The sequence below is a fragment of the Lactobacillus rodentium genome, assembly GCF_003423665.1.
Classification (GTDB): Bacteria; Bacillota; Bacilli; order Lactobacillales; family Lactobacillaceae; genus Lactobacillus; species Lactobacillus rodentium.
The window spans coordinates 78,773-103,025 of sequence record NZ_BFBY01000004.1 but is presented as its reverse complement, the minus strand read 5'-3'; the positions used below and the strand labels follow the sequence as shown (position 1 = coordinate 103,025).

Below are 24,253 nucleotides of genomic sequence, written 5' to 3'. Positions count from 1 at the left end.
GGTAGTAACTGACTTTACTGCCCGTCCACTGTTACAGACTATTTTTGACAAGGGAAAGTTAGTTTACCAAGAGCCAACTTTGCAAGAAATCAAAAAATTTGCTGCTCAAAATTTAGATGGTTTGTGGGATGAATATAAGCGTGCTTTAAATCCGCAAGATTATCCAGTAGATTTATCACAAAAGTTGTATGATCATAAGATGAATTTGATTAGTGAGATTCGCTCACATATTAAATAAAAAGAAGGCACAAAATGAGACCATTACAAAAAAAGATCGTAGAATATGAAAAAGTAAAACCTGAAATTGATCCTAAAGAAGAAATTAGAAAGTCAATTGACTTTTTGAAGGATTATTTAAAAGCAAATCCATTTTTAAAGTCTTATGTTTTGGGAATTTCTGGCGGTCAAGATTCTACTTTAACTGGTAAATTAGCTCAAATGGCAATTGAAGAAATGCGTGCAGAAACTGGGGATGAATCTTATCAATTTATTGCTGTACGTCTTCCTTATGGTGTGCAAGCAGATGCCAGTGATGCTGCCGATGCTGTAGCTTTTCAACATCCAGATCAAGATTTAATAGTAAATATAAAAGAACCAGTTGATGCTATGGTTAAAGCCGTTGAAGCTAGTGGCCAAAAAATTTCTGATTTTAACAAGGGTAATATTAAAGCTCGTCAAAGAATGGTGGTACAGTATGCGATTGCGGGAGCTAACAAGGGCGCCGTTATTGGAACTGACCATGCAGCTGAAAACTTTTCTGGTTTTTATACAAAATATGGTGATGGTGCAGCTGATATTACACCATTATTCCGTTTAGATAAGCGTCAAGGAAAAGCAATGCTTAAAGAACTTGGCTGTCCTGAACACCTTTACTTAAAAGCACCAACTGCAGATTTAGAAGAAGATCGTCCTTCTCTGCCTGATGAAGTAGCTTTGGGTGTTTCTTATAAAGACGTGGATGATTATCTTGAAGGTCGAGATGTAAGCGAAGAAGCTGCAGAACAAATTGAAAAATTGTGGAAAAAGAGTGAACATAAACGTCACTTACCAGTAACAATTTTTGATGATTTTTATAAAAATTAAGCCTTGCATATTTTATTCGATATTTAATATAATAGTATTTGTAATAAGGGAGTAACGGCAAGCGATTGCGACAAGCCCAACAACCGAGAGCATAATCTCTCTGGACTTGTCTTAATGAGTGAGACTTATGCACCAGGGATGGTCATAAGTCTTTTTTTGTTTTTGTTACGGAGGTAAAATTAGTGAAATTTTATGATAAAACTATTCCTGAAGTTGAAAAAGAGTTACAAACTTCAACAACTACGGGTTTATCAAAACAAGAAGCTAAAGCTCGTTTGGAAAAAGATGGTCCAAATGAATTGGCAGCTGGAAAGAAAAAGAGTTTAGTGGCTCGCTTTTTAGATCAGTTTAAAGACTTCATGATTATTGTTCTAATTGTCGCAGCATTACTTTCTGGTTTTGTAGCCAATGAATGGACAGATGCAGCAATTATTTTGATAGTTGTCTTATTAAATGCAATCTTGGGAGTGTTTCAAGAAAGTAGATCGGAAGCAGCAATTGATGCGCTGAAAGAAATGTCAACACCAAATGCTCATGTACGCCGTGATGGGGTTATTTTAGAAATTCCAAGTACGGAAATTGTCCCTGGGGATGTAGTTTTACTTGAGGCGGGCGACATTGTCCCAGCTGATTTACGTTGGACAGTAGCAGAAAGTCTAAAGATTGAAGAATCTGCGCTTACTGGCGAATCAGTTCCGGTAGATAAAAGTAATGAAACTTTACCTAAAGATGATGTAGCCTTGGGTGATCGCGTCAATATGGGTTATGCCAACACAAGTGTAACTTATGGACGTGGTGAAGGTATTGTTACTGAAACAGGAATGAACACTGAAGTAGGTAAAATCGCCACAATGCTTAATAATGCTGATGAAACAACTACTCCGTTACAAAAGAACTTAAATCAACTTGGTAAAACTTTGACAATTATGATTTTAGCAATCTGTGTGATTGTTTTCGTAGTTGGGGTATTAAAGGCGGATCCGGCTCAACGTAACTCCAAGTTAATGATTGATATGTTCTTAGTTGCAGTATCTTTGGCCGTAGCGGCTATTCCTGAGGGGTTGCCGGCAATCGTTACAATTATTTTAGCCTTAGGAACACAGACAATGGCTAAACATAAGGCAATTGTTAGAAAATTACCTGCTGTAGAAACTTTGGGAGCAACTGACATTATTTGTTCTGATAAGACTGGCACTTTAACTCAGAATCAAATGACCGTCGAAAAAGTTTTCTATAATGATTCCTTACACAATAATAGTGAAGAAATTAGTGCTACTAATCCTGCCTTACTTTCGATGGTTTTAGCTAATGATACTCAAATTCAAGATGGAGGCGCTCTTTTAGGTGACCCCACTGAAACAGCATTAATTCAATATGCTTTTGATCAAAAGATTAAGGTTGAAAAATTATTAGCTGAACATAAGCGTGTTCAAGAAGTACCATTTGATTCAATTCGAAAATTAATGTCAACTGTTAATAAATTTGGGGATAAGTATTATGTAGCCGTTAAAGGTGCTCCAGATGAATTGCTAAAACGTGTTACACAAATTGAAGTTGATGGTCAAGTTACGCCAATCAGTGAAGAGCAAAAACAAAATATCTTAAATACTAACAAGGATTTGGCAGAAGGTGCCTTACGAGTACTAGGATTAGCTTATAAATATGTTGAACAACCCTATGCTGATCCTACGAGTGAAAATATCGAATCAGATCTAATTTTTGCTGGATTAGTAGGGATGATTGATCCTGAACGTCCTGAAGCTAAAGCCGCAGTTGCAGAAGCTAAAAAAGCTGGTATTAGAACTGTAATGATTACTGGTGACCACCAAATTACAGCTGCAGCTATTGCTTCACGCTTAGGAATTTTAGAAGAAAGTCCAGATCAAAGCCATGCTGTTTTAACAGGCGCCGAATTAGATAAATTATCAGATGATTACTTTGTTAAACATGTAAAAGATTATAGTGTTTATGCACGAGTTTCACCTGAAAATAAAGTTAGAATTGTCAAAGCATGGCAAGCAAACGATAAGATAGTTGCTATGACTGGTGATGGGGTTAACGATGCTCCTAGTTTAAAGCAAGCTGATATCGGAATTGGTATGGGTATTACTGGTACTGAAGTCTCTAAGGGTGCTAGTGATATGGTTTTAGCTGATGATAACTTCGCAACAATCGTTGAAGCTGTTAAGCAAGGTAGAAAAGTTTTCTCTAATATCCAGAAAGCTATTCTTTACTTAATGAGTTGTAACGTTGGTGAAGTGTTAACAGTCTTTATGATGACAATGCTTGGTTGGGATATTTTAGAACCAGTTCAATTATTGTGGATCAATTTAGTTACTGACACTTTCCCAGCTATTGCATTGGGATTAGAACCAGCTGAAAAAGGATTAATGAAACGCAAACCACGTGGTAAGAATTCAAACTTCTTTAGTGGTGGTGTAGCTAGTTCAATTATCTATCAAGGTATCCTAGAAGGTATTTTAGTTTTGGGAGCATATCAATTTGGCTTACACGTAGGACCGCACGTAGATAACCCAAGTATGCAACACGCTGATGCTTTAACAATGGCCTTCTTAACCTTAGGCTTAATTCAGTTGTTCCATGCGATAAACTCTAAATATATTCACCAATCAATTTTCCGTAAAGAAACCTTTAAAAATAAATGGTTTAACTGGGCTATTTTAGGAGCAGCTATTGTAATGGCTGCCGTAGAATTACCATTTTTAAATAAGTTGTTTGATGTAACTGAACTAAATGGAATGCAATGGTTAGTAGTTATTCTAGCTGGATTTTTAATGATCTTCATTGTTGAAATTGTTAAGTTCGTTCAACGCCGATTAGGTAAAAAATAATTTAAAAAGAGAGATAAGTAAATTATACTTGTCTCTCTTTTGTTTTGCGTTAGAATATTGAACATGAATGAAAATGAATTACAAACTTTGGTTGAACAAATTTCACTTACTTATTTTAAACGACCGTTTAATCATCAAGTAAAAATTAATAATCGAATGCGTACCACAGGGGGAAGATATTTTTTAAAGGACCACCACATTGAAATTAATGGACATTTTTTGGCTGAAAATTATCGCCAAGATTTAATTGGGATAATTAAGCATGAGCTTACCCATTATCATTTGCATCTTTTAGGAAAAGGTTATCAGCATCGAAATACGGATTTTAAAAATTTGTTGAAACAAGTTGGTGGATCTCGTTATACACCTGATATTGGATTACGTAGAAAAGCAAAAATTAATTATTTATATCGCTGTCAAAATTGCGGTTTAATTTATCCTAGAGTTAGAAAAATTAATACACGACGCTATTATTGTGGAAAATGTCGCGGTGAATTACGGTTAATTGAAAAAAGCAATTAATGTACTGTCATTTATTTGCGAAATTCTAAAATGTCTGGTATATTATTGAAGTACGCGGGCGTGGCGGAATGGCAGACGCGCAAGACTAAGGATCTTGTGATCGCTTTTTGATCGTGGAAGTTCGAGTCTTCTCGCCCGCACCACTCAAGGAAGTCGTGAATTACGACTTCCTTTTTTTATTAAAAAGTTTAGTTTAGGAGTTATGAGTATGCGTCAAAAGAGAGTTCAAACAATTACAATTGGTGCTGTTTTTATTGCTATCTTGATCATTCAATCATTTGTCCCATATCTGGGATATATTAGAATTTTGCCTGCTTTACCATCTATCACTATTATTCCTTTAACTGTAGCTTTAGCTGGTGTATTGTTGGGAACTGGTTTTGGTACGACAATGGGTTTAGTCTGGGGAATTTTAAGTTTAATACTAGCTTATACACAACCTGGTGATTTAGTAAGTTTAATGCTTTTTCAAAATCCATTCATTGCTATTGTTCCACGAGTGGGAGCTGGCTTTGTTGGTGGTATGATTGGCCAAGCAGCTAATTTAAATAAAAAAGCTCAAACTACATTTGTTTATATTTTAGCTGGGTTAGCAACTTCTGCTGTTAATACACTTTTAGTTATAGGTTTAACTAGTTTATTCTTTATGCATGATCCTGCTAGTTTATTGCATAATTTAGGGCAAGATCACAATCAAGCGCCACTAATTGCAATTTTGCTTACCGTTTTAGGAGCAAATGGGATTGCTGAAGCTATTTTTACTGGTTTTGTAACGCCATTTATTGCCTTACCAATTAAAAAGTATTTACTTAAGAGAATTAACTGATAATGACAAAGAAATCTCGAAAAAAGAAATCTAATTTTTTACTTCTAAAAGTGTTTGGAATATGTTTTGTTATTCTTATACTTTTTGCTGGCTTGTTTTATCGAAAAAATCGTATTGTTAAACATACTGGAGAAGAGGTATCGAGAAGTGAATTTATTAGTGTGGTAGGACCTATTGCACAAGCACAAGATAAACCTTATGGCCTTTTTCCTAGTGTTACAATTGCTCAAGCTTGTTTAGAAAGCGATTTTGGACAAAGTACCTTGGCACAGAAGTATAATAATTTATTTGGGGTTAAGGGAAGTAATCCAACAACTTCTAAGATTTTAACGACTCAAGAATTTGTAAATGGGCAGTGGAAAACTATTCATGGACGTTTTCAAGTTTACGATTCATATGAAGCAGCAATTCATGCTCATACCATGCTTATAGTAAACGGTACTAATTGGAATAAGCAACAATACGCTCATGTTCTAGCGGCAAAGAATTATCAGGAACAAGCTAAAGCATTACAAACAGATGGGTATGCTACTGATCCTACTTATGCGACTAAGTTAATTAATTTAATTAACCAATATAATTTAACGCAATATGATAATTAAAGGAGTTGGCTAAAAAGCTTGCTCCTTTTTTGCTATAATTAATTAGTCAAAATTGCCGGAACTATTAATTAAGGGAGAATAAAATGACCGAAAATTCGATTTTAAAGAACTTAAATGAACAACAAGTTAAGGCAGTGCAAGCAACTGATGGTCCCTTATTAGTTGTGGCCGGAGCAGGAAGTGGAAAAACTTCTGTTTTAACACGACGAGTAGCCTATTTAATTGAGGAACGTGGTATTGCACCCTGGAATATTTTAGCGATTACTTTTACCAATAAGGCTGCTACAGAAATGCGTGAAAGGGTTCAGGCTTTACTTGGACCAGTAGCTGATAGTATTTGGATGTCAACTTTCCATGCACTATGTGTTCGTATTTTAAGACGAGATGCCGATAAAATTGGTTATTCATCTAATTTTTCAATTGCAGATTCTAGCGAACAGTTGACTTTAGTAAAACGAATTGAAAAAGATTTAAATATTAATCCCAAAATGTATGATCCACGTGCTATTTTAAGTACGATTTCAAATGCCAAAAATGATTTATTAACACCAAGTGCTTATGATAGTTTGGCAAAAAGTCCATTTGAAAAAGTAACTGCTCAAATTTATCACGAGTATCAAAAAAGTCTAAAACGTGATCAAATAATGGACTTTGATGATTTAATTATGCAAACCTTAGTTTTATTTAAAAAGGACAAGGAAACTTTGCATTATTATCAAAACAAATTTCAATACATTATGGTCGATGAGTATCAGGATACGAACCAGGCCCAGTATGAACTATGTCATGAATTAGCCGCTCAATATAAAAATATTTGTGTTGTGGGAGACGCTGATCAGTCGATTTATGGTTGGCGTGGTGCGAATATGGAAAATATTCTGAATTTTGAACAGGATTATGAAGATGATGATGTTCATACAATTATGCTAGAGCAGAATTATCGCTCAACTGGTCATATTTTAAACGCAGCTAATGCCGTTATTAAAAACAATTTAAATCGTAAACCAAAAAAACTTTGGACAGATCGTGGAGCTGGAGAAAAGGTTAATTATTATCGCGCTCAAAGTGGAAATGATGAAGGACACTTTATTGTTTCTAAAATTCAAGAAAAGATTAAAGATAAAAATCTAAATTATAAAGATTTTGCTGTTTTATATCGAACTAACTCACAATCACGTAATATTGAAGAAATGTTAGTTAAATCTAATATTCCTTATAAAATTGTGGGAGGACATAAATTTTACGATCGAAAAGAAATTCGTGACATATTGGCATATTTGAAGATTATTGCAAATCCTGCAGATTCAATGAGTCTTAATCGAATTATCAATACGCCAAAACGTGGAATTGGACCAACTACAATGACTAAATTCTTAAGTTTTGCAGCCGAACATAATTTTACGATGTTAGAGGCATTTCAAAACCTAGATTTAGCTCCAATAACGGGACGGGCTCGTACTACTCTCAAAGAATTTGGTAGTAATTTTGAAGATGCCCTGAAATTTTCTAAAGAACATAGTGTTACTGGATTAACTGAAAAAATTCTAGAAGATTTTGGCTATGTTGAGGCGCTTAGAAACGAACACACAATTGAAGCAGATAGTCGGTTAGAAAACTTAGATGAATTTTTGACCGTAACTAAACGTTTTGATGATCAATATGAACCAGAAGATGAAAATTCATCAGCCTTAGGAGATTTTTTAGCAGAAGTAACGTTATTAAGTGATCAAGACGATTTAGAAAATACCGATAATCAGGTAACTTTAATGACATTGCATGCTGCTAAAGGACTCGAATTTCCAATAGTATTTTTAATTGGAATGGAAGAAGGAATTTTTCCGCTATCGCGTGCTTTAACAGACGATAGTGAATTAGAAGAAGAACGACGTCTTGCTTATGTTGGGATTACACGTGCAGAAAAAGAACTTTATTTAACTAATGCATATTCACGTATGCTTTATGGACGTCCTCAGAATAATCCACCCTCACGTTTTTTAGATGAAATTGATGCAGAAGATCTTAATAAGTTAAATCAAGGCACGGATACGATTATTGATATTTCTTCACGATCACATTCGAGAACTGCACCGTTTGCCAAGCAAAGTGAGCTTGCACATGCGAAAGTTTATACTGCTAAGAAGCCAGCAGGAGCAATTGGTGCCGACAAAGAAAGCTGGCAAGTGGGCGATCAAGTTGAACATAAAGCTTGGGGCAAAGGCGTTGTAGCGAAAGTAAATGGAAGTGGAGAAGATTTAGAATTAGATATTGCATTTTCTGGTAAGGGAATTAAACGCCTTTTAGCTGCATTTGCACCAATTAAAAAGCTATAATTAATTTATGAGTTAAGAGTAGTTTTTATAAGGGGATAATTTCATGACAAATTTATCGCTAGAAGAAGCCAAAACTAAGGTAAAGTCTTTAAGAAATCAGCTAAATAAATGGGCTGATGCGTATTATGCAAAAGATGCACCAGTTGTTGAAGATGCAACATATGATAAAAGTTATCAAGAATTAGAAAAGTTAGAAGCACAATTTCCTGAACTTGTGAGCTCTGATTCAATTACGCAAAGAGTTGGGGGAGAAATTAAAAGTAATTTCTCGAAAGTTGAACATGAAGTGCCTATGCTTTCTATGGGGGATGTCTTTTCTAAGACGGAACTAAAAGAATTTGATGAGCGGATACAAAAAGCAGTTGGGCATCGAGTGGCCTATAATGCAGAGTTAAAAATTGATGGATTATCCTTATCATTAGAATATGAGGATGGTCGCCTTGTTCGTGCATCTACGCGTGGTAATGGTAGTGTGGGTGAAGATGTAACTGCGAATGCTCGATTTATTAAGGATATTCCACAAACTTTACCTGAACCTTTAACCATTGAAGTTAGAGGCGAATGTTATATGGGCAAAGAATCTTTTGCAAAATTAAATACCGAGCGAGATGCTGAGGGGAAACAAGTATTTGCCAATCCAAGAAATGCTGCGGCGGGATCTTTACGTCAATTGGATGCAAAAGTTACTAAAAAACGTGATCTTAGCACTTTTATCTATACTTGGGTTAATCCACCAGAACAGATTACCGGCCAACACCAAGCAATCAAAGCCATGGATAAATTAGGATTTCATACGAATCAGACAGGACATCGCTTTGAATCAATGGATGAAGTTTTTAAATTCATTGATGAATATACCGAAAAAAGAGATAGTCTGAGTTATGGAATTGATGGAATTGTTTTAAAAGTTGATGACTTAAGTCTACAAAATAAGCTCGGTAATACAGTTAAAGTTCCTCGCTGGGAAATTGCTTATAAGTTTCCTCCTGAAGAGCAAGAAACAATTGTAAGAGATATCTTGTGGACGGTTGGTCGAACAGGCGTAGTAACCCCAACAGCTATCATGGATCCTGTACAATTAGCTGGGACTACAGTTTCACGAGCAGTTTTGCATAATGAAGATCTTTTAAAGGCAAAAGATATTAGAATTGGGGATACAGTTAAATTGCATAAGGCTGGAGATATCATTCCAGAGATCTCTGAAGTGGTTCTTTCAAAACGTCCCGCTGATAGTGTTCCTTATGAAATACCAACTAAATGTCCTTCTTGTGGTAGTGAATTAGTTCATTTAAAAGGGGAAGTAGCCCTACGTTGTGTCAATCCGATGTGTCCAGCGCAGGTTGAGGAAAGAATTACCCACTTTGCTTCTCGTCAAGCAATGGATATTAGGGGATTAGGTCCAAAAATAGTTAAACAATTAATTGACAAAGGTTTTGTTAAAGATGTAGCAGATCTTTATCATTTAACTCCTGATGAGTTAGGACAACTTGATCATTTTAAAGAAAAATCAATTGAAAATCTTTTAACTTCAATTAATAACAGTAAAGAAAATTCAGTAGAATTACTGCTTTTTGGCTTAGGAATTGATCACGTAGGTGCTAAGGCAGCTCGTTTAATTGCACAAAAATATAAAGACTTAGAAAAGATTATGGATTTAACCGTGCCAGAACTTACAACTATCGATACAATAGGAGAGACGATTGCAGAATCAATGGTAGCCTATTTTGCTCAACCACAAGCGAGAAAATTAATCCAAGAATTAATGGATAGTGGCGTTAATATTGGTTACTTGGGTAATGACGTAAGTGAAGTTGAAGACAATTTCTTCAAAGACAAAACGGTTGTATTAACTGGTAAGCTAGCCGATTTTACTAGAAGTGAATTTACTGAAAAATTACGAGCTTTAGGTGCTAAAGTAACGGGTTCAGTATCTAAAAAGACAGATTATCTAATTTATGGTGACGATGCAGGTTCAAAGCTCACCAAGGCTCAAGATCTTGCGATTCCACTTCTAACTGAGCAAGAAGCAATCGCTCAAATGGAAAAATAATAAAAGTGAAGAAGGATAGATAAGTTGAAAAAAGTTTTAAAAATTACTGCAATTTTAGGGGTGTTAATTACTCTAAGTGCATGTGGTAACTTAAAGGATTCTGATCTAGCTAATAATCCAACAACTTCTAATAGCCAAAAAAAGAAGTATCAGACTACAAGTACAAATGACAATAGCTACAATGTTTTACTCAAAAATGGTAAGTATTTAACTAGTCCAATCTCAGGCTTAACAGCAAATGATAATGATAATAATGTTGATGAACGAGCACTTGAGTCACAGTTAATGAATTTATCACATAATCAATTTTCAACAGGAAAATATGTTTTCCAAGAAGGACAAGAATTAAATCAAGCTACAGTCACTGATTGGCTTGGTAGATATTCTAAGAGTAACAAAGAGGGATTAAATCCTAAAAAGGCGGCCAAAGGAAAATCATATGAACCAATTATTTTAGATCAAATTTTAGAACAAGATTATTTAACTAAAAATGGTTCTAGTTATAAATTAGGTGGAATAAGCCTAGGATTGGCTCTAAATTCAGTAGATTACTACAATAAAAAAGATGGTGGCCCCGAATATCAAACTAAAATTTCACGAAATCAGCAAGAAAGTTTTGGTAAAGAAGCGGCAAATAAGGTTATTAAACGCATTCGTAAACAAAAAGGAATGAAAAATATTCCAATTTTGATCGGTCTCTTTAGTAAAACTTCAAAAGATTCCTTGGTTGGAGGAAATTATTTTGCTTATGGAATTGCCAATGCAAATAGTAGTAAAATAAATGAGTGGAAGACTGTAAGTTATCGCAGTCAGATATTACCAGTGGTTGGTAATGAAAAAGCAATTAATTCATCTGATGCTACAGCATTCAGTGATTTTAAATCGGCCATTCAAGATTACTTCCCTAATATTAGTGGGGTAACAGCTAATGTGCAATATCAAAATGGTAAGCTAAGCCAAATGAATATTACTGTTACAACACAATTTTATGGTTATGCTCAGGTTGAAAGCTTTACACGTTTAGTTGCATCCTCAGCTAAGAAGTACTTACCGACGAATGCACCAATAGAGATAAAAATCACATCAGTAAATGATGTCCAGGCTTTAATTGCAAAGAATTCGGCAGATGATGGTTATTCTGTCCACATCTTTGGCGGAGAATAGGAGGCAAATGGTGAAGATTACAAAAGAAGATATTAAGCACGTTGCAGGCTTATCAAGACTTGAATTTAGTGAAGATGAACTTGAAAAATTCACTGAACAAATGGGAGATATTATCAACATGGCTGACCAATTAGCTGAAGTTGATACTAAAGACGTACCAGAAACAGTCCAAGTTGTTGATCGTGATACTGTCTTTAGAGAAGACAAACCAGAACATTGGGAAACTAGAGAAGAATTAATGGAAAATGTTCCCGAAAAGGCTGACGGTTACATTAAAGTACCTGTGATTATTGATAAGGATGATAATGCCTAATGAATTACTTAAACGAAAATATTGAATCATTACATAAAAAACTAAAAGATGGCGAAATAACTGCAGATCAACTAACTCAAGATACTTTAAAAGGTATCAAAGAATTAGAGCCAAAGCTTAATGCAATGATTACTGTAGTTGATGATGCAAAACCAGCGCAAAATTTAGATTTATCTAATGAATTAGCTGGTATTCCAATTGCCATCAAGGATAACATTATTACTAATGGGATTAAGACCACTGCTGCAAGTCATATTCTTTACAATTACATGCCAGTTTATGATGCAACAGTTATTTCAAAGTTGAAAGATGCGCAAATGACTATAGTTGGTAAAGCTAATATGGATGAATTTGCAATGGGTTCATCAAGTGAAAATTCTTACTATGGTGCCCCGAAGAATCCATGGGACTTAACTAGAGTTACTGGTGGTTCATCCGGTGGTTCTGCTGCTGCAGTAGCCAGTGGTGAAGTGGTAGCTGCCCTTGGTTCAGATACAGGTGGTTCAGTAAGACAACCAGCCGCATTTAATGGTATTTTTGGAATTAAGCCAACTTATGGTCGTGTTTCTCGTTGGGGCTTAATTGCTTTTGCTTCTTCACTTGACCAAATTGGTGTAATGACTAAGCGTGCTGCTGACTCAGCTAAGATTTTAAATGTAATCGCTGGTGCAGACGAACATGATTCAACTGTTTCTGAAAAAGAAGTTCCTGACTTTACCGCAGCTATTGGTAAAGATGTAAAAGGTTTACATGTAGCTGTTCCTGAAGAATACTTTGGTGAAGGTGTAGAACCAGCAGTCAAGGACTTAATTAATGAACAAATTAAAGTCTTAGAAGATAATGGTGCAATTATTAACAAGGTTCAATTACCACATACTAAATATGTTGTTCCTGATTACTACATCATTGCTTCTAGTGAAGCATCATCAAACTTACAAAGATACGATGGTATTCGTTATGGTTACCGTGCTAAAGATGCCAAGAACTTACTTGATGTTTATGTAAAATCAAGAAGTGAAGCATTTGGTGACGAAGTTAAGCGTCGTATTATGTTAGGTACTTTTGCGTTATCTGCAGGTTCATATGATCGTTTCTTCAGACAAGCAGCAAAAGTAAGAACTTTGATTTGCGAAGACTTTGATAAGATTTTTGCAGAAAATGATGTAATTGTTGGACCAACTACTCCAACACCAGCATTTAAGATTGATTCTTCTATTAAAGATCCACTTAAGATGTATGCAAACGATATTTTAACTATTTCTGCTAATATGGCTGGTATTCCTGCAGCAAGTGTTCCTGCTGGATTAGTAGATGGAATGCCTGTAGGATTCCAAATTATGGCTAAACGTTTTGATGAATCAAGCATTTTCCAAGTTGCTGACTTTATTGAACGTCAAAATAAATTCTATGAAAAAACACCAACTGGATTGGAGGACTAATTAATGAATTTTAAATCAACTATCGGTCTTGAAGTCCACTTCGAATTAAAGACCAAAAGTAAAATTTTCTCTCCATCACCAGTAAGTTATGGAGCACCTGTCAACACTGAAACTAATGTTATTGACTGGGCAATGCCTGGGGTATTACCTAAGTTGAATAAGGACGTTTACCGTTTGGGTATTATGGTTGCTTTAGCAACACATTCACATATCCTTCCAACTACTCATTTTGATCGTAAGAATTACTTCTACCCAGATAACCCAAAGGCATATCAGATTACGCAATTCTTCCAACCATTAGCTCGTGATGGCTATATTGAAGTTGAAGTTCGTGGTAAGAAGAAACGTATTGGTATTCATGAAATGCATATCGAAGAAGATGCTGGTAAGAACACTCACGGTACTAACGGTTATTCATACGTTGACTTAAACCGTCAAGGTGTACCTCTTCTTGAAGTTGTTTCTGAACCTGATATGGAAGACCCAGAAGAAGCTTACGCATATTTAACTAAATTACGTCAAATTGTTCAATTTACTGGTGCTTCTGACGTTAAGATGGAAGAAGGATCAATGCGTGTTGATACTAACATTTCTATCCGTCCTGCTGGTCAAAAAGAATTGGGTAACAAGGTTGAAATGAAGAACTTGAACTCATTTGATCACGTTCGTCGTTCTCTTGCCTATGAAGAACAACGTCAACAACAAGTTTTACTTTCTGGTGGTCGTGTTCAAGTTTCAACTCGTCGTTTTGATGATGCAACTGGTAAGACTGTTTTGGAACGTGTTAAGGAAGGGGATGCTGACTATCGTTACTTCCCAGAACCTGATATTGCTCCTGATCACATCAGCCAAGAATGGATTGATGAAATTGAAGCAAGTTTGCCAGAATCACCATTTGCACGTCGTAAACGCTATGTTGAAGAATATGGTATCAAGGAATACGATGCTGACGTTATTTTGCAAACTAAAGAGTCAAGTGACTTTTATGATGCAACAGTAGCTGCTGGTGCAGATCCTAAACTTGCTGCTAACTGGTTAAACACCCAAGTTAATGGTTACTTGAATGAAGAACAAGTTGAAATTCAAGATATTAAGTTAACACCAGAGAACTTAGCTCAAATCATTAAGATGATTAAAGATGGAACTATTTCATCCAAGATCGCGAAGAAAGTCTTCAAAGAAAGTATTGAAAATGGAACCGATCCTAAGAAGTACGTTGAAGATAAAGGTATGGTTCAATTATCAGATCTTTCAGTTCTTGAACCAATGGTTAAGAAGGTTGTTGATGCCAATCCACAATCTGTAGAAGACTTTAAGAATGGTAAAGATCGTGCTATTGGTTTCTTAGTTGGACAAATTATGAAAGAAACTCGTGGTAAGGCTAACCCTAAAGTGGTTAATGAATTGTTAAACAAGGAATTACAAAGTCGCTAGTAAGAGAAGGTGTATGGTATATGGTAAAGAAGGCGCGATTAATTTATAATCCTGTGGCTGGTCATGAACAAATGACTAATAGCGTTGCTGATATTCTTAATATTATGGAAGAAGCAGGCTATGAAGCAAGTGCATTTCGCACGACGCCCGAACCATTATCTGCCCAAAATGAGGCTAAGCGAGCTGCTATAGAAGGCTTTGATTTAGTAGTTGGGGCCGGTGGAGATGGAACGATTAATGAAGTTGTTAATGGAATTGCACCTTTAGAAAAACGTCCTAAAATGGCAGTTATTCCAGCTGGAACTACTAATGATTTTGCACGAGCATTAAAAATACCTCGAGATAATTTAGTAGAAGCAGCTAAGATTATCTTGAATGGCAAAACTCAAAAAATGGATATTGGTAAAGCTGGTGACAAGTATTTTATGAATATTGCGGCCAGTGGATCACTAAGTGAAATTACTTATTCAGTCCCTTCAGAAGCCAAATCTGTGTTAGGTTATACCGCATATTTAGTTAAGGGTGCAGAAATGTTACCACGAATTAGTAATCAAAAAATGCGCTTAACCTATGATGATGGTGTCTATGAAGGCAATCTATCTTTATTCCTATTGGGAATGACAAATTCAATTGGTGGTTTTGAAAAAATCATGCCTAATGCTGAACTATCAGACGGATTATTTCAGTTAATCGTTGTCAAAACTGATAAAACAACTGAAATGGTTAAGTTAATGGCTATGGCATTAAGCGGTAAACATGTAAATGACCCAAGAATTATTTATACAAAGACAAAATCATTAAAGGTTGAATTATTAGATGAGCCAACAGGTGAGAAAGTACCAATTAATCTAGATGGTGAAATTGGTGGGTATTTGCCAATAACATTTGAAAATTTGAAGCAACATATTGAGTTTTATATTGGTGAATAATATTAATATAAGTACTTTTTTATAATTTAATCTTGACAACAATGAAAAAGTAATTAAAATATTTATTAATAAATTTAAATTAATATGAAAACAAAGAGAAAGAAGAGTAACTTATTCTTAATTAACAGCGAGTCTTGTTAGGTGGAAGAAGATAAATTCAAGTTTAAGTGAAAATCACTTTCGAGTTCTATTTCTTAATAGATTAGTAAGAAATAGTGGGAACACCCATTACAGTGTCAGCGTATCGCTATTATTAGCCGTACGTGGAAGGTATTGTTAGTAATAACAATATAAATACAGGGTGGTACCACGCTCGAGCGTCCCTCAATCAACTTAGGTTGGTTGAGGGACTTTTTTTGTTCTCGTAAATATTTTTGGGAGGAAGAAAAATGAAAGACCAAAAATCTCGTAAGTTATCATGGAAGGAATACTTAGTTGTTGCTTCTCTATTATTTGGACTCTTCTTTGGAGCGGGAAACTTAATTTTTCCACTTCATTTAGGTCAACTAGCAGGTTCAAATTGGGAGATAGCAGCTGTAGGATTTTTGATCACTGGTGTCTTGTTACCATTACTATCTGTTTTAGCAGTGGCAATCACACGTGCAAATGGCGTCTATGACATTGGTAAACCATTAGGAGCTACTTTTGCGGTAGTATTTATGGTTTTAATTCATGCAACAATCGGGCCTTTATTTGGTACTCCAAGAACCGCAACTGTTTCCTTTACAGTTGGAGTTGCACCATTTGTTCCTAAAAATATGCAAACTATTGCCTTATTAGTATTTTCTGCCTTATTCTTTTTAGCAGCGTTTGCTTTTTCTTATCATGAAAATGATATTTTATCTAATGTTGGTAAAGTATTAAATCCTTTATTTTTAACTCTTTTATTCTTAGTCTTTGTAGTTGCTTTTGCAAATCCTTTGGGTAATCCTCAAACTGCACCGATAACTGCTGCTTATAAACATTCTGCCTTAGTTAATGGTTTCTTAGAAGGATATAACACAATGGATGCCTTAGCAGGGCTAGCCTTTGGAGTTACAGTTGTGACTGCCGTTCGGTCGATGGGACAGAAGAGGGCAAAGAGTGTATCTAAAGTTGTTGCTAAATCCGGTGTTCTTGCAGTCAGTGCAATCGGGTTAATTTACTTATTATTAATCTTGATGGGAGCTATGTCACTCGGCCACTTTAAAGTTTCAGATAATGGTGGAGTAGCCTTTAGTCAAATCGTTAATCAATATGCCGGCGTTTTTGGTCAAGCCTTACTCGCTGTTCTATTAACGATTACATGTCTGACCACAGCAGTTGGTTTGGTAGCCGCATTTGCTCAAGATTTCCACAAACATTTTCCAAAGATTAGCTATCATGCATGGCTTGCACTTAGCTGTGGTGCTTCATTCTTAACCGCAAACTTTGGTTTAGATCAAATCATCGCTTGGTCTACTCCAATGTTAATGTTCTTATATCCATTATCGATGGTTTTGATCCTTTTATCGGTCTTTTCACCATTATTTAATAAAGATGGTGTTGTATATTTCTTCGTAATCCTTTTTACGGTGGTACCTGCTTTAGGTGATATGGTAGTCGCATTTCCAAGTGTAGTAAGTCAAAGTGCTTTTGGTTTAACTGTAGCACATTTAAGAAGTAGTTTGCCATTGGCTAGCATGGGATTATCATGGCTAGTTCCCGCTTTGGTTGGAGCTGTAATTGGTTTGGTAGTTCATTATATGAGAAATAAAAAATCCACTCCTACATTTGAAGAAGTGGAAGAATAAAAAATAAAACTGATAATCTATTCTTATTACTTAAAGTAAGAATAAGTTATCAGTTTTTTAATTTAATTAGTTACGGTCACTAAAGCCGAAGATTTCTAAGAATTGAAGGAATAAGTTAATGAAATCAAGATATAACATTAAAGCACCTTGAACTGCCAATCCAGTTGTAGAAACTTCATTACCATATTGAAGATAAATTTTTTTCATTTGTTGGGCATCCCATGCAGTTAAAATAGTAAAAATAATTACTGCAATGAATGAAAAGACGTAGTCAACCATAGGATTTCTAAGGAACATATTAATGATCCAAGCTACGATTAAACCAATTAAGGCAGCAGAAGCATAAGAACCTAGGTTTGAAAGATTCTTTTTAGTCACAGTACCGATAACTGCCATTGTGATAAAGACAGCAGCTGATGAAAGAAAGGCAGCTGCAATATCAGCTCCAGTATAAGCACCAGCAATTAATGCAAAAGTAATACCATAGATAATGGCGGTGATCATTAACATGATAAAACTAGCAACTGGATTACGAGTAGCTCTAAAACTAATACCAATCGTAAGTGCAAATGGAAGTAACAATAAAATCCATAAGCTCCATGAATGAGAAGCCAATCTTATCATTGGACCAGCAAATACTGTCATTGTTAAGTAAGCAGTAAGAGCAGAAACAAAGACCGCTAAAGTCATAATACCGTACATTTTACTTAAAAACTTATTTAGAGCAGCATTGTCAACTATTTGACGATGCTCAGAATTACTTGAAAAATTATCCATTTCAGAACCTCTTTCTAAGTACAACTATTTATACCAAAGAATTTTAAATTTATATATTACTAGTATAAGGAAAAATAAGTAATAAAGCTATCTTATTAAATCTTACTTAATTTTTTTGTTCCATTTTAAACCAATACCAGTTAGCCCAGATAAAATAGAAAAGATAGGCGAAAGTAAGCTGAAGAAAGTGAATGGAATAAATTCTAAAACTGGAACTCCCAAAGTAGAAGCCGCAAATGATCCGGCTACGCCCCAAGGAATTAAGTAGTTAATTACACTACCACCATCTTCAAGTACACGACTAAGTGCTAAAGAGGATAAGCCCATTTTATCGTAGGCTTGTTTAAAAGCACGACCTGGCAAAATAACTGAAAGGTATTGTTCCCCAACAAATAAGTTGATACAAATTCCAGAAAGAATAGTAGTAATTACTAAACGACCCGGTTTCTTTAAATGATCAACTAATGGCTTCATAGCATTTTGGACTACTTCAAATTTCATTAGTAATCCACCTAAAGAAAGAGTAGAAATAATTAGGGCTACAGTACCCATCATGCTAGAAATTCCACCACGGGTTAATAAGAGGTTTACGGATTTATCAGATGTTTTTGCTATAAAACCATTCATAATAATATCGTTTAAAGCAGTAATAGATTGATGTGGATTTTGAATAAAAATCATTACCACACTCAAAACAATATTTAGGAAAAGAGTAGGGATAGCTGGAATTTTACGCCAGGCACAGTAAACCATCAGAATAATTGGTGCTAAGGCCCACCAGCTAATAGTAAAGTTTGACTGCAGAATACTTATAGTATGTTGAATCTTTGAAGCATGCATTTGACCACTACTACCTAAGAGCCAAAAAAGAATTAAGGAAACTATGAAGGCTGGAATAGTAGACCACATCATATTTTTAATATGGGCAAAAAGTTCACTTTCGGCTACGGCAGATGAAAGATTAGTGGAGTCCGATAAAGGAGACATCTTATCGCCAAATACTGCTCCAGAAATAATTGCACCAGCCATCAAGGCAGGATTAAGATTCATGCTAACACCGATCCCAAAAAGAGCAATTCCTACTGTAGAAATAGTAGTAAAGCCACTACCAATTGCGGTTCCAACAATAGCACAGACAATAAAAACAGATGGAACAAAGAATTGTCCATTAATTAGTTTAAATCCAGCAACCATGATGGAAGGAATAATCCCTGCTTTAATCCAGAGTCCAATTAAGGCGCCAATTAAAATGAAGATAAAAATAGGAATAATGGCTACGCCAATTCCTTCTTTAATACCATCTTGAATGTCAACCCAAGATGCTCCACGAAATTTGGCCCAAAATATTAATAAACAAACTGTAAATAATACTGGTACTTCTGGCATCAGACCCAGTTTGATGACCGACCATCCTAGAATAATAAGTAAAATAGCTAAGATAGTGATTGCTTCACCAAATGAAACCTTCTTTTTCATACTCCTTCTCCTTTAAATAAAAAAGTCCCGTTGAAATTAATCAACGGGACGAATGAAATCGCGGTACCACCCAAATTCAAGCATAGAGCTCGATCTCTACAGAAGATAACGGTTCTGCTAGTACCGAAAAAGCTGGTTTAATCGCTGTAATTCAGAATTCTCTGCCTGACTGGTTCGCACATCACCACCAGCTCTCTGACGCCTAACAAAGTTCCTACTTGGACGATTTATGTTAATCAACATAATAACAAGATAGAAATTGAGTGTCAATATTTTTTAAAAAGATGATGGTATAATTATTAAAATAGATATTCAGTAATTAAGAAAAGCAGTTGGAAAAAGGAAAAAGAGGATACTTATGCAAAAAAATGAAATTGTAGAATTAGAAATTACCGACCTCTCTTATGAAGGAATGGGTGTTGCGCACCATGAAGGGCTGACTGTTTTTGTAAATAATGCTTTACCAGGCGAAATAGTTAAAGCCAGAATTTTAAAGGTAAAAAAGAATTTTGCTTTTGCCAAGATTGAAGAAATGGTTAAAGAAAGTCCAGATCGTATCAAGGTTGATTTACGCCAATGGGTACAAACGGGACTGGCTTCTTTAGCTCATTTAAAATATGACAAACAACTGGAATTTAAACGTCAACAAGTAGTAAATTTATTGCAAAAAGCACACATGGATGATGTTGAAGTTGGCCAAACTTTAGCTAGTCCAGAAGAAGTAGGTTATCGCAATAAGGGCCAAGTGCCAGTCAGAAACGTAAATGGCCAACTAGAAATTGGCTTTTTCCGTCGCCACTCCCACGATTTAATGCCGCTTACTAACTTTTTTACTACTGATCCTGAAATTGACCGTACTCTTTTAGCAGTCCGCGATATTTTGCGTGCTAATAAGGTCCCGGCCTATGATGAAAAAAATCATAAGGGTGAAGTGCGTTATCTTGATGTACGTCGCTCAAAGGCTACTGGTGAGATTATGGTTATTTTAGTAACTTTAGATAAAGATTTTCCACAATTAGCTAAAGTAACTGAAGAAATTAGCAAAATTGATGGTGTAACCAGTGTTATCTTAAACCATAATCCTCAAAAGACTAATGTGATTTTGGGTAAAAAGGACTATCTACTTTGGGGTAAAGACTATATTACAGATAAAATTGGCGACATTAAATTTAAAATTTCACCTCAAAGTTTCTTCCAAATTAATTCACTCCAGACACCTCGTTTATATCAATTAGCAATTGATAAGGCAGAATTAAAACCTGATGATGTTGTAATTGATGCATATTCAGGCATTGGAACGATTGGTTTATCTGTAGCAAAACATGTCAAAGAAGTTCGGGGGATGGAAGTAGTCAAGCCCGCTGTTGAAGATGCCAATAATAATGCAACTTTAAATGGTATTGATAATGCTCATTATGTTGTCGGCAAAGCTGAAGAGATTATGCCTAAATGGGCTGCTGATGGATTAAAGACAGATGTCATTTTTGTTGATCCACCACGTAAAGGCTTAACTCCTGAATTTATTGAAGCTGCGGTTAAAACTGGACCAGAAAAGATTGTTTATATTTCATGTAATCCAGCAACCATGGTACGTGATTTAGAGCAATTTAAAGAAGCTGGATATGACTTTGATAGAATTGACCCAGTTGATATGTTCCCACAAACACCTCATGTTGAAGCGGTTAGTGTGTTGAAGAAAAAGTAACTAGTGTTTAGAAAGGAAGGGTATAAGTGAAGTATCCAGACTTGTATCATTTGACTGTAGATCAAAATAAAAGGTTTACTAAACAAAATCTAACTAGGTTAGTTTTTACTAATTCGAGATTTGAAGGCTTAACTACAACCCTTCCTCAGACACAGACTATTATTGATGGAATGGGAGTAAAGGGAGTTTCTACGGATGATATTGAAACAATTCTCCAATTAAAACGAGGATGGGAATTTATTCTTAAGACTGATGAACCTACTTCAATAAAGTTGGAGGAAAAAATTAATAAAATTGTTGCGTTGCACGATGCATTAATACCAGGTGAGATAAGAACTGGTAACAGTATGGTCGCACTTACAAATGATGAAACATATATTCCAGCTGTACCAGATGCAAGTAAAGAAGAGAAATATTTAAATGATGTTTTAAATTCAGGTACCATGAGCACGACTGATAAAGCCATGACGATTATGTATCACAACATGCGTGCTCAGATATTTTGGGATGGTAATAAAAGAACTGCAACAATTTTTGCTAATAAGATTATGATTGATGGTGGTGCTGGTTTAATAAATATTCCATTAGATAAGTGGGAAGAATGGAACGATATGTTAAGCGATTTTTATCAGACTGATAAAATGAAGCAATTGAAAGACTGGACTTATAAGAATGGTATTCAGGGTGTAAGTTTGAAGTAGAAGATTTGAAAAGTACTATAATTATACTTAAGGGGTAAGTAATTAATGAAGAAATTTAAATATCAAAGTAAGAATGATCGTGTACAAATAAGTATTGAATTTTATTCTTTTAAGGAAATAATGAATAAAGCAAAAAAAGAAGCTAGAAAGGTTAGAAGAATAATAAAGAATAAGAAATTTCCAAAGATAATTGAAATTAAGAAAAAGTAATTAGAAAAAGAGCAAGGAATTGCTCTTTTTTTGTTGGAATTAAATATATAAGGCAATTGAAGTAGATAAGTCCAGTTGATAAAATTAGTATGTATAGTATTACTTAATATTTTTAGAAGAAGTTAGGGGGTGGCTCCCATAGAAAAAGATATTGAAACTACTCTTTTTAACGAGAGTGAGTACATAACTCAAAGTAAAAAATATGAACTTCAAGATACGACTGAAAGTAGTGAATTAATTAAGTCTAAAGTTCGAGTTCAACATCATGGAGAAGTTTTTACGCCAAAGTGGATGGTAAAAAAGATGATTGCTGAGCCTAGTATACAAGAAAAGTTACATGATTTACATGCTACATTTTTAGAACCAAGTGCTGGGGAAGGCGCATTTTTGAAGGAGATATTGCATCAAAAGTTGAATTTTGTAAGTAGTATTTCTAATAAGTCGACATGGCAATCGAATGCTCTTTGGGCATTAATGAGTATTTATGGAATTGAATTGTTGCAGGATAATTTGTTTAGAGCTAGAAGTGCGATGTTAGAGATTGTGATTAATCACTATCAGGCATTTATGCAAAAGGAATTAGGAAAGAAGACTAATTTTTATAAATCGGCGAAATATGTAATTAAAACGAACATTGTACAAGGTGATACTTTAAAGTACACAACTAATGATGGAAATTTAATTGAATTAAGTCATTGGTGGCCTGAAGATAAAAGAGTAAGGCGTGAGGTTTTTACTTACAAATCACTTTTTAATAATAGTGATAAAAATGATAGAACAGCTGAGTTAGGGCAACTAAGTTTATTTGATGATTTAGTAGAAAATAAACCAAAAGAATATAGTACTTGTGATGTAATGAAGGTTTATAAGGAAGAAATTAAATGAGTAAAGAAGATTTTAAATTTGACGTTGTAATTGGAAACCCACCTTATCAAGAAGAAACTGCAGGAACAAGTTCAAGTGATAAGCCTATATATAATATGTTTATGGAAGAGGCTTACAAAATAGGAAATATAGTTGAGTTAATAACACCAGGAAGGTTTCTCTTTAATGCAGGGGCGACTCCTTCAAGTTGGAATAAAAAGATGTTGGCAGATTCTCATTTAAAAGTTCTATACTACCAAACTAATAGTAATCAAGTCTTTAATAATACAGACATTAAAGGTGGAGTTGCAGTAACGTATAGAGATATAAAAAAAGATTTTGAACCAATTGGTACTTTTACGATTTTTAACGAACTTAATTCTATTCTAAAGAAAGTAAAAAATGATGTATTAAAAAAAGGATCTTTAACTGATATTATTTTTTCTCAAAATAAATTTAACCTTGAAGAATTAAACCAGCATTATCCAGAATTGAATAGAACAGATAAAAGATTAGAAAGTAATATTTTTAAGTATGATATTTTTAAATTAACTAGAGAATCTTCGGATGACTTAAAAATTTTAGGAGTAATAAATAATAAGAGGTGCTATAGGTATGTAAATAAAAAATATATTTTAAATGACAATACTAACTTAACTAATTATAAAGTACTTCTCCCAAAGTCAAACGGTAGTGGGACTTTGGGAGAAGTAGTGAGTACGCCGCTTGTCGGCACGCCGCTTGTCGGCACGCCGCTTGTCGGCTATACACGAACTTTTATAGGAATAGGAAATTTTAAAGATGAAGTAGAAGCAAATGCTGCTTTAAAATATGTCAAAAGTAAATTTGCTAGAGTCATGTTGGGAATTTTAAAGGTAACCCAAGATAATAATCCAGGTAAATGGAAATGGGTTCCGATCCAAGACTTCACTTCTTCATCTGATATTGATTGGTCTAAGTCTATCTCTGAAATTGATCAACAATTGTATAAAAAATATGATCTTTCTGAAGAAGAAATCGATTTTATTGAGACACATGTAAAGGAGATGGACTAATGGCTACTCCCCAAATTAAAACTTTCAAAAAAATTATCCCTATGATTTATGCTTACACTACTCCAGATGTTATTTCTCATCAGGGATGGACTAAGATTGGTTATACTGCTAAACAGACTGTTAAAGATCGCATTAAACAACAAACGCAC

Annotated in this window: 20 protein-coding genes, 1 tRNA gene, 1 pseudogene and 1 other annotated feature; of the genes and pseudogenes, 20 read left to right on the top strand and 2 right to left on the bottom strand. The window is 34.8% G+C overall.

From position 1 onward, the window contains the following. The 15 genes and pseudogenes from LrDSM24759_RS03765 to brnQ all read left to right on the top strand — a co-directional run. Window positions 1-238, top strand: a pseudogene (locus tag LrDSM24759_RS03765) (nicotinate phosphoribosyltransferase); the annotation flags it as partial. Between the two features lie 14 nt (window positions 239-252). Then, window positions 253-1,083, top strand: a complete 831-nt coding sequence (gene nadE, locus LrDSM24759_RS03760) for an NAD(+) synthase (RefSeq protein WP_117118165.1) — start codon at window positions 253-255, stop codon at window positions 1,081-1,083. A 182-nt stretch (window positions 1,084-1,265) separates the two neighbouring features. After that, window positions 1,266-3,935 carry a calcium-translocating P-type ATPase, PMCA-type gene (locus tag LrDSM24759_RS03755; protein ID WP_117118164.1) on the top strand — a complete coding sequence of 890 codons (2,670 nt, stop codon included), beginning with the start codon at window positions 1,266-1,268 and terminating at the stop codon, window positions 3,933-3,935. A 63-nt stretch (window positions 3,936-3,998) separates the two neighbouring features. Then, the gene (locus tag LrDSM24759_RS03750) at window positions 3,999-4,457 is read left to right on the top strand and encodes a SprT family protein (RefSeq protein ID WP_117118163.1); all 459 of its coding nucleotides are present in this window, start codon (window positions 3,999-4,001) and stop codon (window positions 4,455-4,457) included. A 54-nt stretch (window positions 4,458-4,511) separates the two neighbouring features. Next, window positions 4,512-4,600: transfer RNA gene (locus tag LrDSM24759_RS03745), tRNA-Leu, on the top strand. A gap of 65 nt (window positions 4,601-4,665) precedes the next feature. Beyond that, the gene (locus LrDSM24759_RS03740; RefSeq protein WP_117118162.1) at window positions 4,666-5,283 is read left to right on the top strand and encodes an ECF transporter S component; all 618 of its coding nucleotides are present in this window, start codon (window positions 4,666-4,668) and stop codon (window positions 5,281-5,283) included. 2 nt (window positions 5,284-5,285) lie between these two features. Beyond that, complete coding sequence (locus LrDSM24759_RS03735) at window positions 5,286-5,885, top strand: glycoside hydrolase family 73 protein (protein ID WP_117118161.1); 600 nt, start codon at window positions 5,286-5,288, stop codon at window positions 5,883-5,885. Window positions 5,886-5,968: 83 nt separating this feature from the next. Further along, window positions 5,969-8,215, top strand: a complete 2,247-nt coding sequence (gene pcrA, locus LrDSM24759_RS03730; RefSeq protein WP_117118160.1) for a DNA helicase PcrA — start codon at window positions 5,969-5,971, stop codon at window positions 8,213-8,215. Window positions 8,216-8,258: 43 nt separating this feature from the next. Next, the gene (ligA, locus tag LrDSM24759_RS03725) at window positions 8,259-10,265 is read left to right on the top strand and encodes an NAD-dependent DNA ligase LigA (RefSeq protein ID WP_117118159.1); all 2,007 of its coding nucleotides are present in this window, start codon (window positions 8,259-8,261) and stop codon (window positions 10,263-10,265) included. A 24-nt stretch (window positions 10,266-10,289) separates the two neighbouring features. Next, entirely contained in the window at window positions 10,290-11,429 is a 1,140-nt protein-coding gene (locus LrDSM24759_RS03720; RefSeq protein ID WP_117118158.1) for a CamS family sex pheromone protein, read from the top strand. Window positions 11,430-11,439: 10 nt separating this feature from the next. After that, complete coding sequence (gene gatC / locus LrDSM24759_RS03715; protein ID WP_117118157.1) at window positions 11,440-11,742, top strand: Asp-tRNA(Asn)/Glu-tRNA(Gln) amidotransferase subunit GatC; 303 nt, start codon at window positions 11,440-11,442, stop codon at window positions 11,740-11,742. Next, window positions 11,742-13,181: an Asp-tRNA(Asn)/Glu-tRNA(Gln) amidotransferase subunit GatA gene (gene gatA / locus LrDSM24759_RS03710; protein WP_117118156.1), complete on the top strand. Its 1,440-nt coding sequence runs from the start codon at window positions 11,742-11,744 to the stop codon at window positions 13,179-13,181. The genes gatC and gatA overlap by 1 nt, the downstream gene beginning before the upstream one ends. A gap of 3 nt (window positions 13,182-13,184) precedes the next feature. Then, entirely contained in the window at window positions 13,185-14,615 is a 1,431-nt protein-coding gene (gene gatB / locus LrDSM24759_RS03705) for an Asp-tRNA(Asn)/Glu-tRNA(Gln) amidotransferase subunit GatB (RefSeq protein WP_117118155.1), read from the top strand. 20 nt (window positions 14,616-14,635) lie between these two features. After that, window positions 14,636-15,544 (top strand): diacylglycerol kinase, encoded by a 909-nt coding sequence (locus LrDSM24759_RS03700; protein WP_117118154.1) that lies wholly within the window; start codon window positions 14,636-14,638, stop codon window positions 15,542-15,544. An 84-nt stretch (window positions 15,545-15,628) separates the two neighbouring features. Continuing rightward, window positions 15,629-15,872, top strand: a binding site (T-box leader). Between the two features lie 61 nt (window positions 15,873-15,933). Then, window positions 15,934-17,316, top strand: a complete 1,383-nt coding sequence (gene brnQ, locus LrDSM24759_RS03695; RefSeq protein WP_117118153.1) for a branched-chain amino acid transport system II carrier protein — start codon at window positions 15,934-15,936, stop codon at window positions 17,314-17,316. A gap of 66 nt (window positions 17,317-17,382) precedes the next feature. Here the strand turns inward: brnQ and LrDSM24759_RS03690 are convergent, their stop codons facing one another. Continuing rightward, entirely contained in the window at window positions 17,383-18,093 is a 711-nt protein-coding gene (locus tag LrDSM24759_RS03690; protein WP_117118152.1) for a Bax inhibitor-1/YccA family protein, read from the bottom strand. Window positions 18,094-18,195: 102 nt separating this feature from the next. Continuing rightward, window positions 18,196-19,569 carry a Na+/H+ antiporter NhaC gene (nhaC, locus tag LrDSM24759_RS03685; protein WP_117118151.1) on the bottom strand — a complete coding sequence of 458 codons (1,374 nt, stop codon included), beginning with the start codon at window positions 19,567-19,569 and terminating at the stop codon, window positions 18,196-18,198. 358 nt (window positions 19,570-19,927) lie between these two features. Between nhaC and rlmD the strand changes: the two genes are divergently transcribed. From rlmD to LrDSM24759_RS03665, 5 genes are all read left to right on the top strand, one after another. Next, a complete protein-coding gene (rlmD, locus tag LrDSM24759_RS03680; RefSeq protein WP_117118150.1) occupies window positions 19,928-21,274 on the top strand; it encodes a 23S rRNA (uracil(1939)-C(5))-methyltransferase RlmD in 1,347 nt (448 codons plus the stop codon). 26 nt (window positions 21,275-21,300) lie between these two features. Continuing rightward, window positions 21,301-21,975, top strand: coding sequence for a Fic family protein (locus tag LrDSM24759_RS03675; RefSeq protein WP_117118149.1), 675 nt, complete (start codon window positions 21,301-21,303; stop codon window positions 21,973-21,975). A 45-nt stretch (window positions 21,976-22,020) separates the two neighbouring features. Then, the gene (locus tag LrDSM24759_RS07705; RefSeq protein WP_157964234.1) at window positions 22,021-22,185 is read left to right on the top strand and encodes a hypothetical protein; all 165 of its coding nucleotides are present in this window, start codon (window positions 22,021-22,023) and stop codon (window positions 22,183-22,185) included. A 129-nt stretch (window positions 22,186-22,314) separates the two neighbouring features. After that, window positions 22,315-23,070: a methylase gene (locus tag LrDSM24759_RS03670; protein ID WP_245953335.1), complete on the top strand. Its 756-nt coding sequence runs from the start codon at window positions 22,315-22,317 to the stop codon at window positions 23,068-23,070. Then, window positions 23,067-24,104, top strand: coding sequence for an Eco57I restriction-modification methylase domain-containing protein (locus LrDSM24759_RS03665; RefSeq protein ID WP_117118148.1), 1,038 nt, complete (start codon window positions 23,067-23,069; stop codon window positions 24,102-24,104). Before LrDSM24759_RS03670 ends, LrDSM24759_RS03665 begins: the two co-directional genes overlap by 4 nt. The last annotated feature ends 149 nt before the right edge of the window (window positions 24,105-24,253 follow it).

Excerpts from the sequence above, each read along its gene's own strand:
- nadE (WP_117118165.1), top strand. The coding sequence starts at position 253 with ATGAGACCATTACAAAAAAAGATCGTAGAATATGAAAAAGTAAAACCT.
- LrDSM24759_RS03750 (WP_117118163.1), top strand. The coding sequence starts at position 3,999 with ATGAATGAAAATGAATTACAAACTTTGGTTGAACAAATTTCACTTACT.
- LrDSM24759_RS03740 (WP_117118162.1), top strand. The coding sequence starts at position 4,666 with ATGCGTCAAAAGAGAGTTCAAACAATTACAATTGGTGCTGTTTTTATT.
- LrDSM24759_RS03735 (WP_117118161.1), top strand. The coding sequence starts at position 5,286 with ATGACAAAGAAATCTCGAAAAAAGAAATCTAATTTTTTACTTCTAAAA.
- pcrA (WP_117118160.1), top strand. The coding sequence starts at position 5,969 with ATGACCGAAAATTCGATTTTAAAGAACTTAAATGAACAACAAGTTAAG.
- ligA (WP_117118159.1), top strand. The coding sequence starts at position 8,259 with ATGACAAATTTATCGCTAGAAGAAGCCAAAACTAAGGTAAAGTCTTTA.
- gatA (WP_117118156.1), top strand. The coding sequence starts at position 11,742 with ATGAATTACTTAAACGAAAATATTGAATCATTACATAAAAAACTAAAA.
- gatB (WP_117118155.1), top strand. The coding sequence starts at position 13,185 with ATGAATTTTAAATCAACTATCGGTCTTGAAGTCCACTTCGAATTAAAG.
- LrDSM24759_RS03700 (WP_117118154.1), top strand. The coding sequence starts at position 14,636 with ATGGTAAAGAAGGCGCGATTAATTTATAATCCTGTGGCTGGTCATGAA.
- brnQ (WP_117118153.1), top strand. The coding sequence starts at position 15,934 with ATGAAAGACCAAAAATCTCGTAAGTTATCATGGAAGGAATACTTAGTT.
- LrDSM24759_RS03690 (WP_117118152.1), bottom strand. The coding sequence starts at position 18,093 with ATGGATAATTTTTCAAGTAATTCTGAGCATCGTCAAATAGTTGACAAT.
- nhaC (WP_117118151.1), bottom strand. The coding sequence starts at position 19,569 with ATGAAAAAGAAGGTTTCATTTGGTGAAGCAATCACTATCTTAGCTATT.
- rlmD (WP_117118150.1), top strand. The coding sequence starts at position 19,928 with ATGCAAAAAAATGAAATTGTAGAATTAGAAATTACCGACCTCTCTTAT.
- LrDSM24759_RS07705 (WP_157964234.1), top strand. The coding sequence starts at position 22,021 with ATGAAGAAATTTAAATATCAAAGTAAGAATGATCGTGTACAAATAAGT.
- LrDSM24759_RS03665 (WP_117118148.1), top strand. The coding sequence starts at position 23,067 with ATGAGTAAAGAAGATTTTAAATTTGACGTTGTAATTGGAAACCCACCT.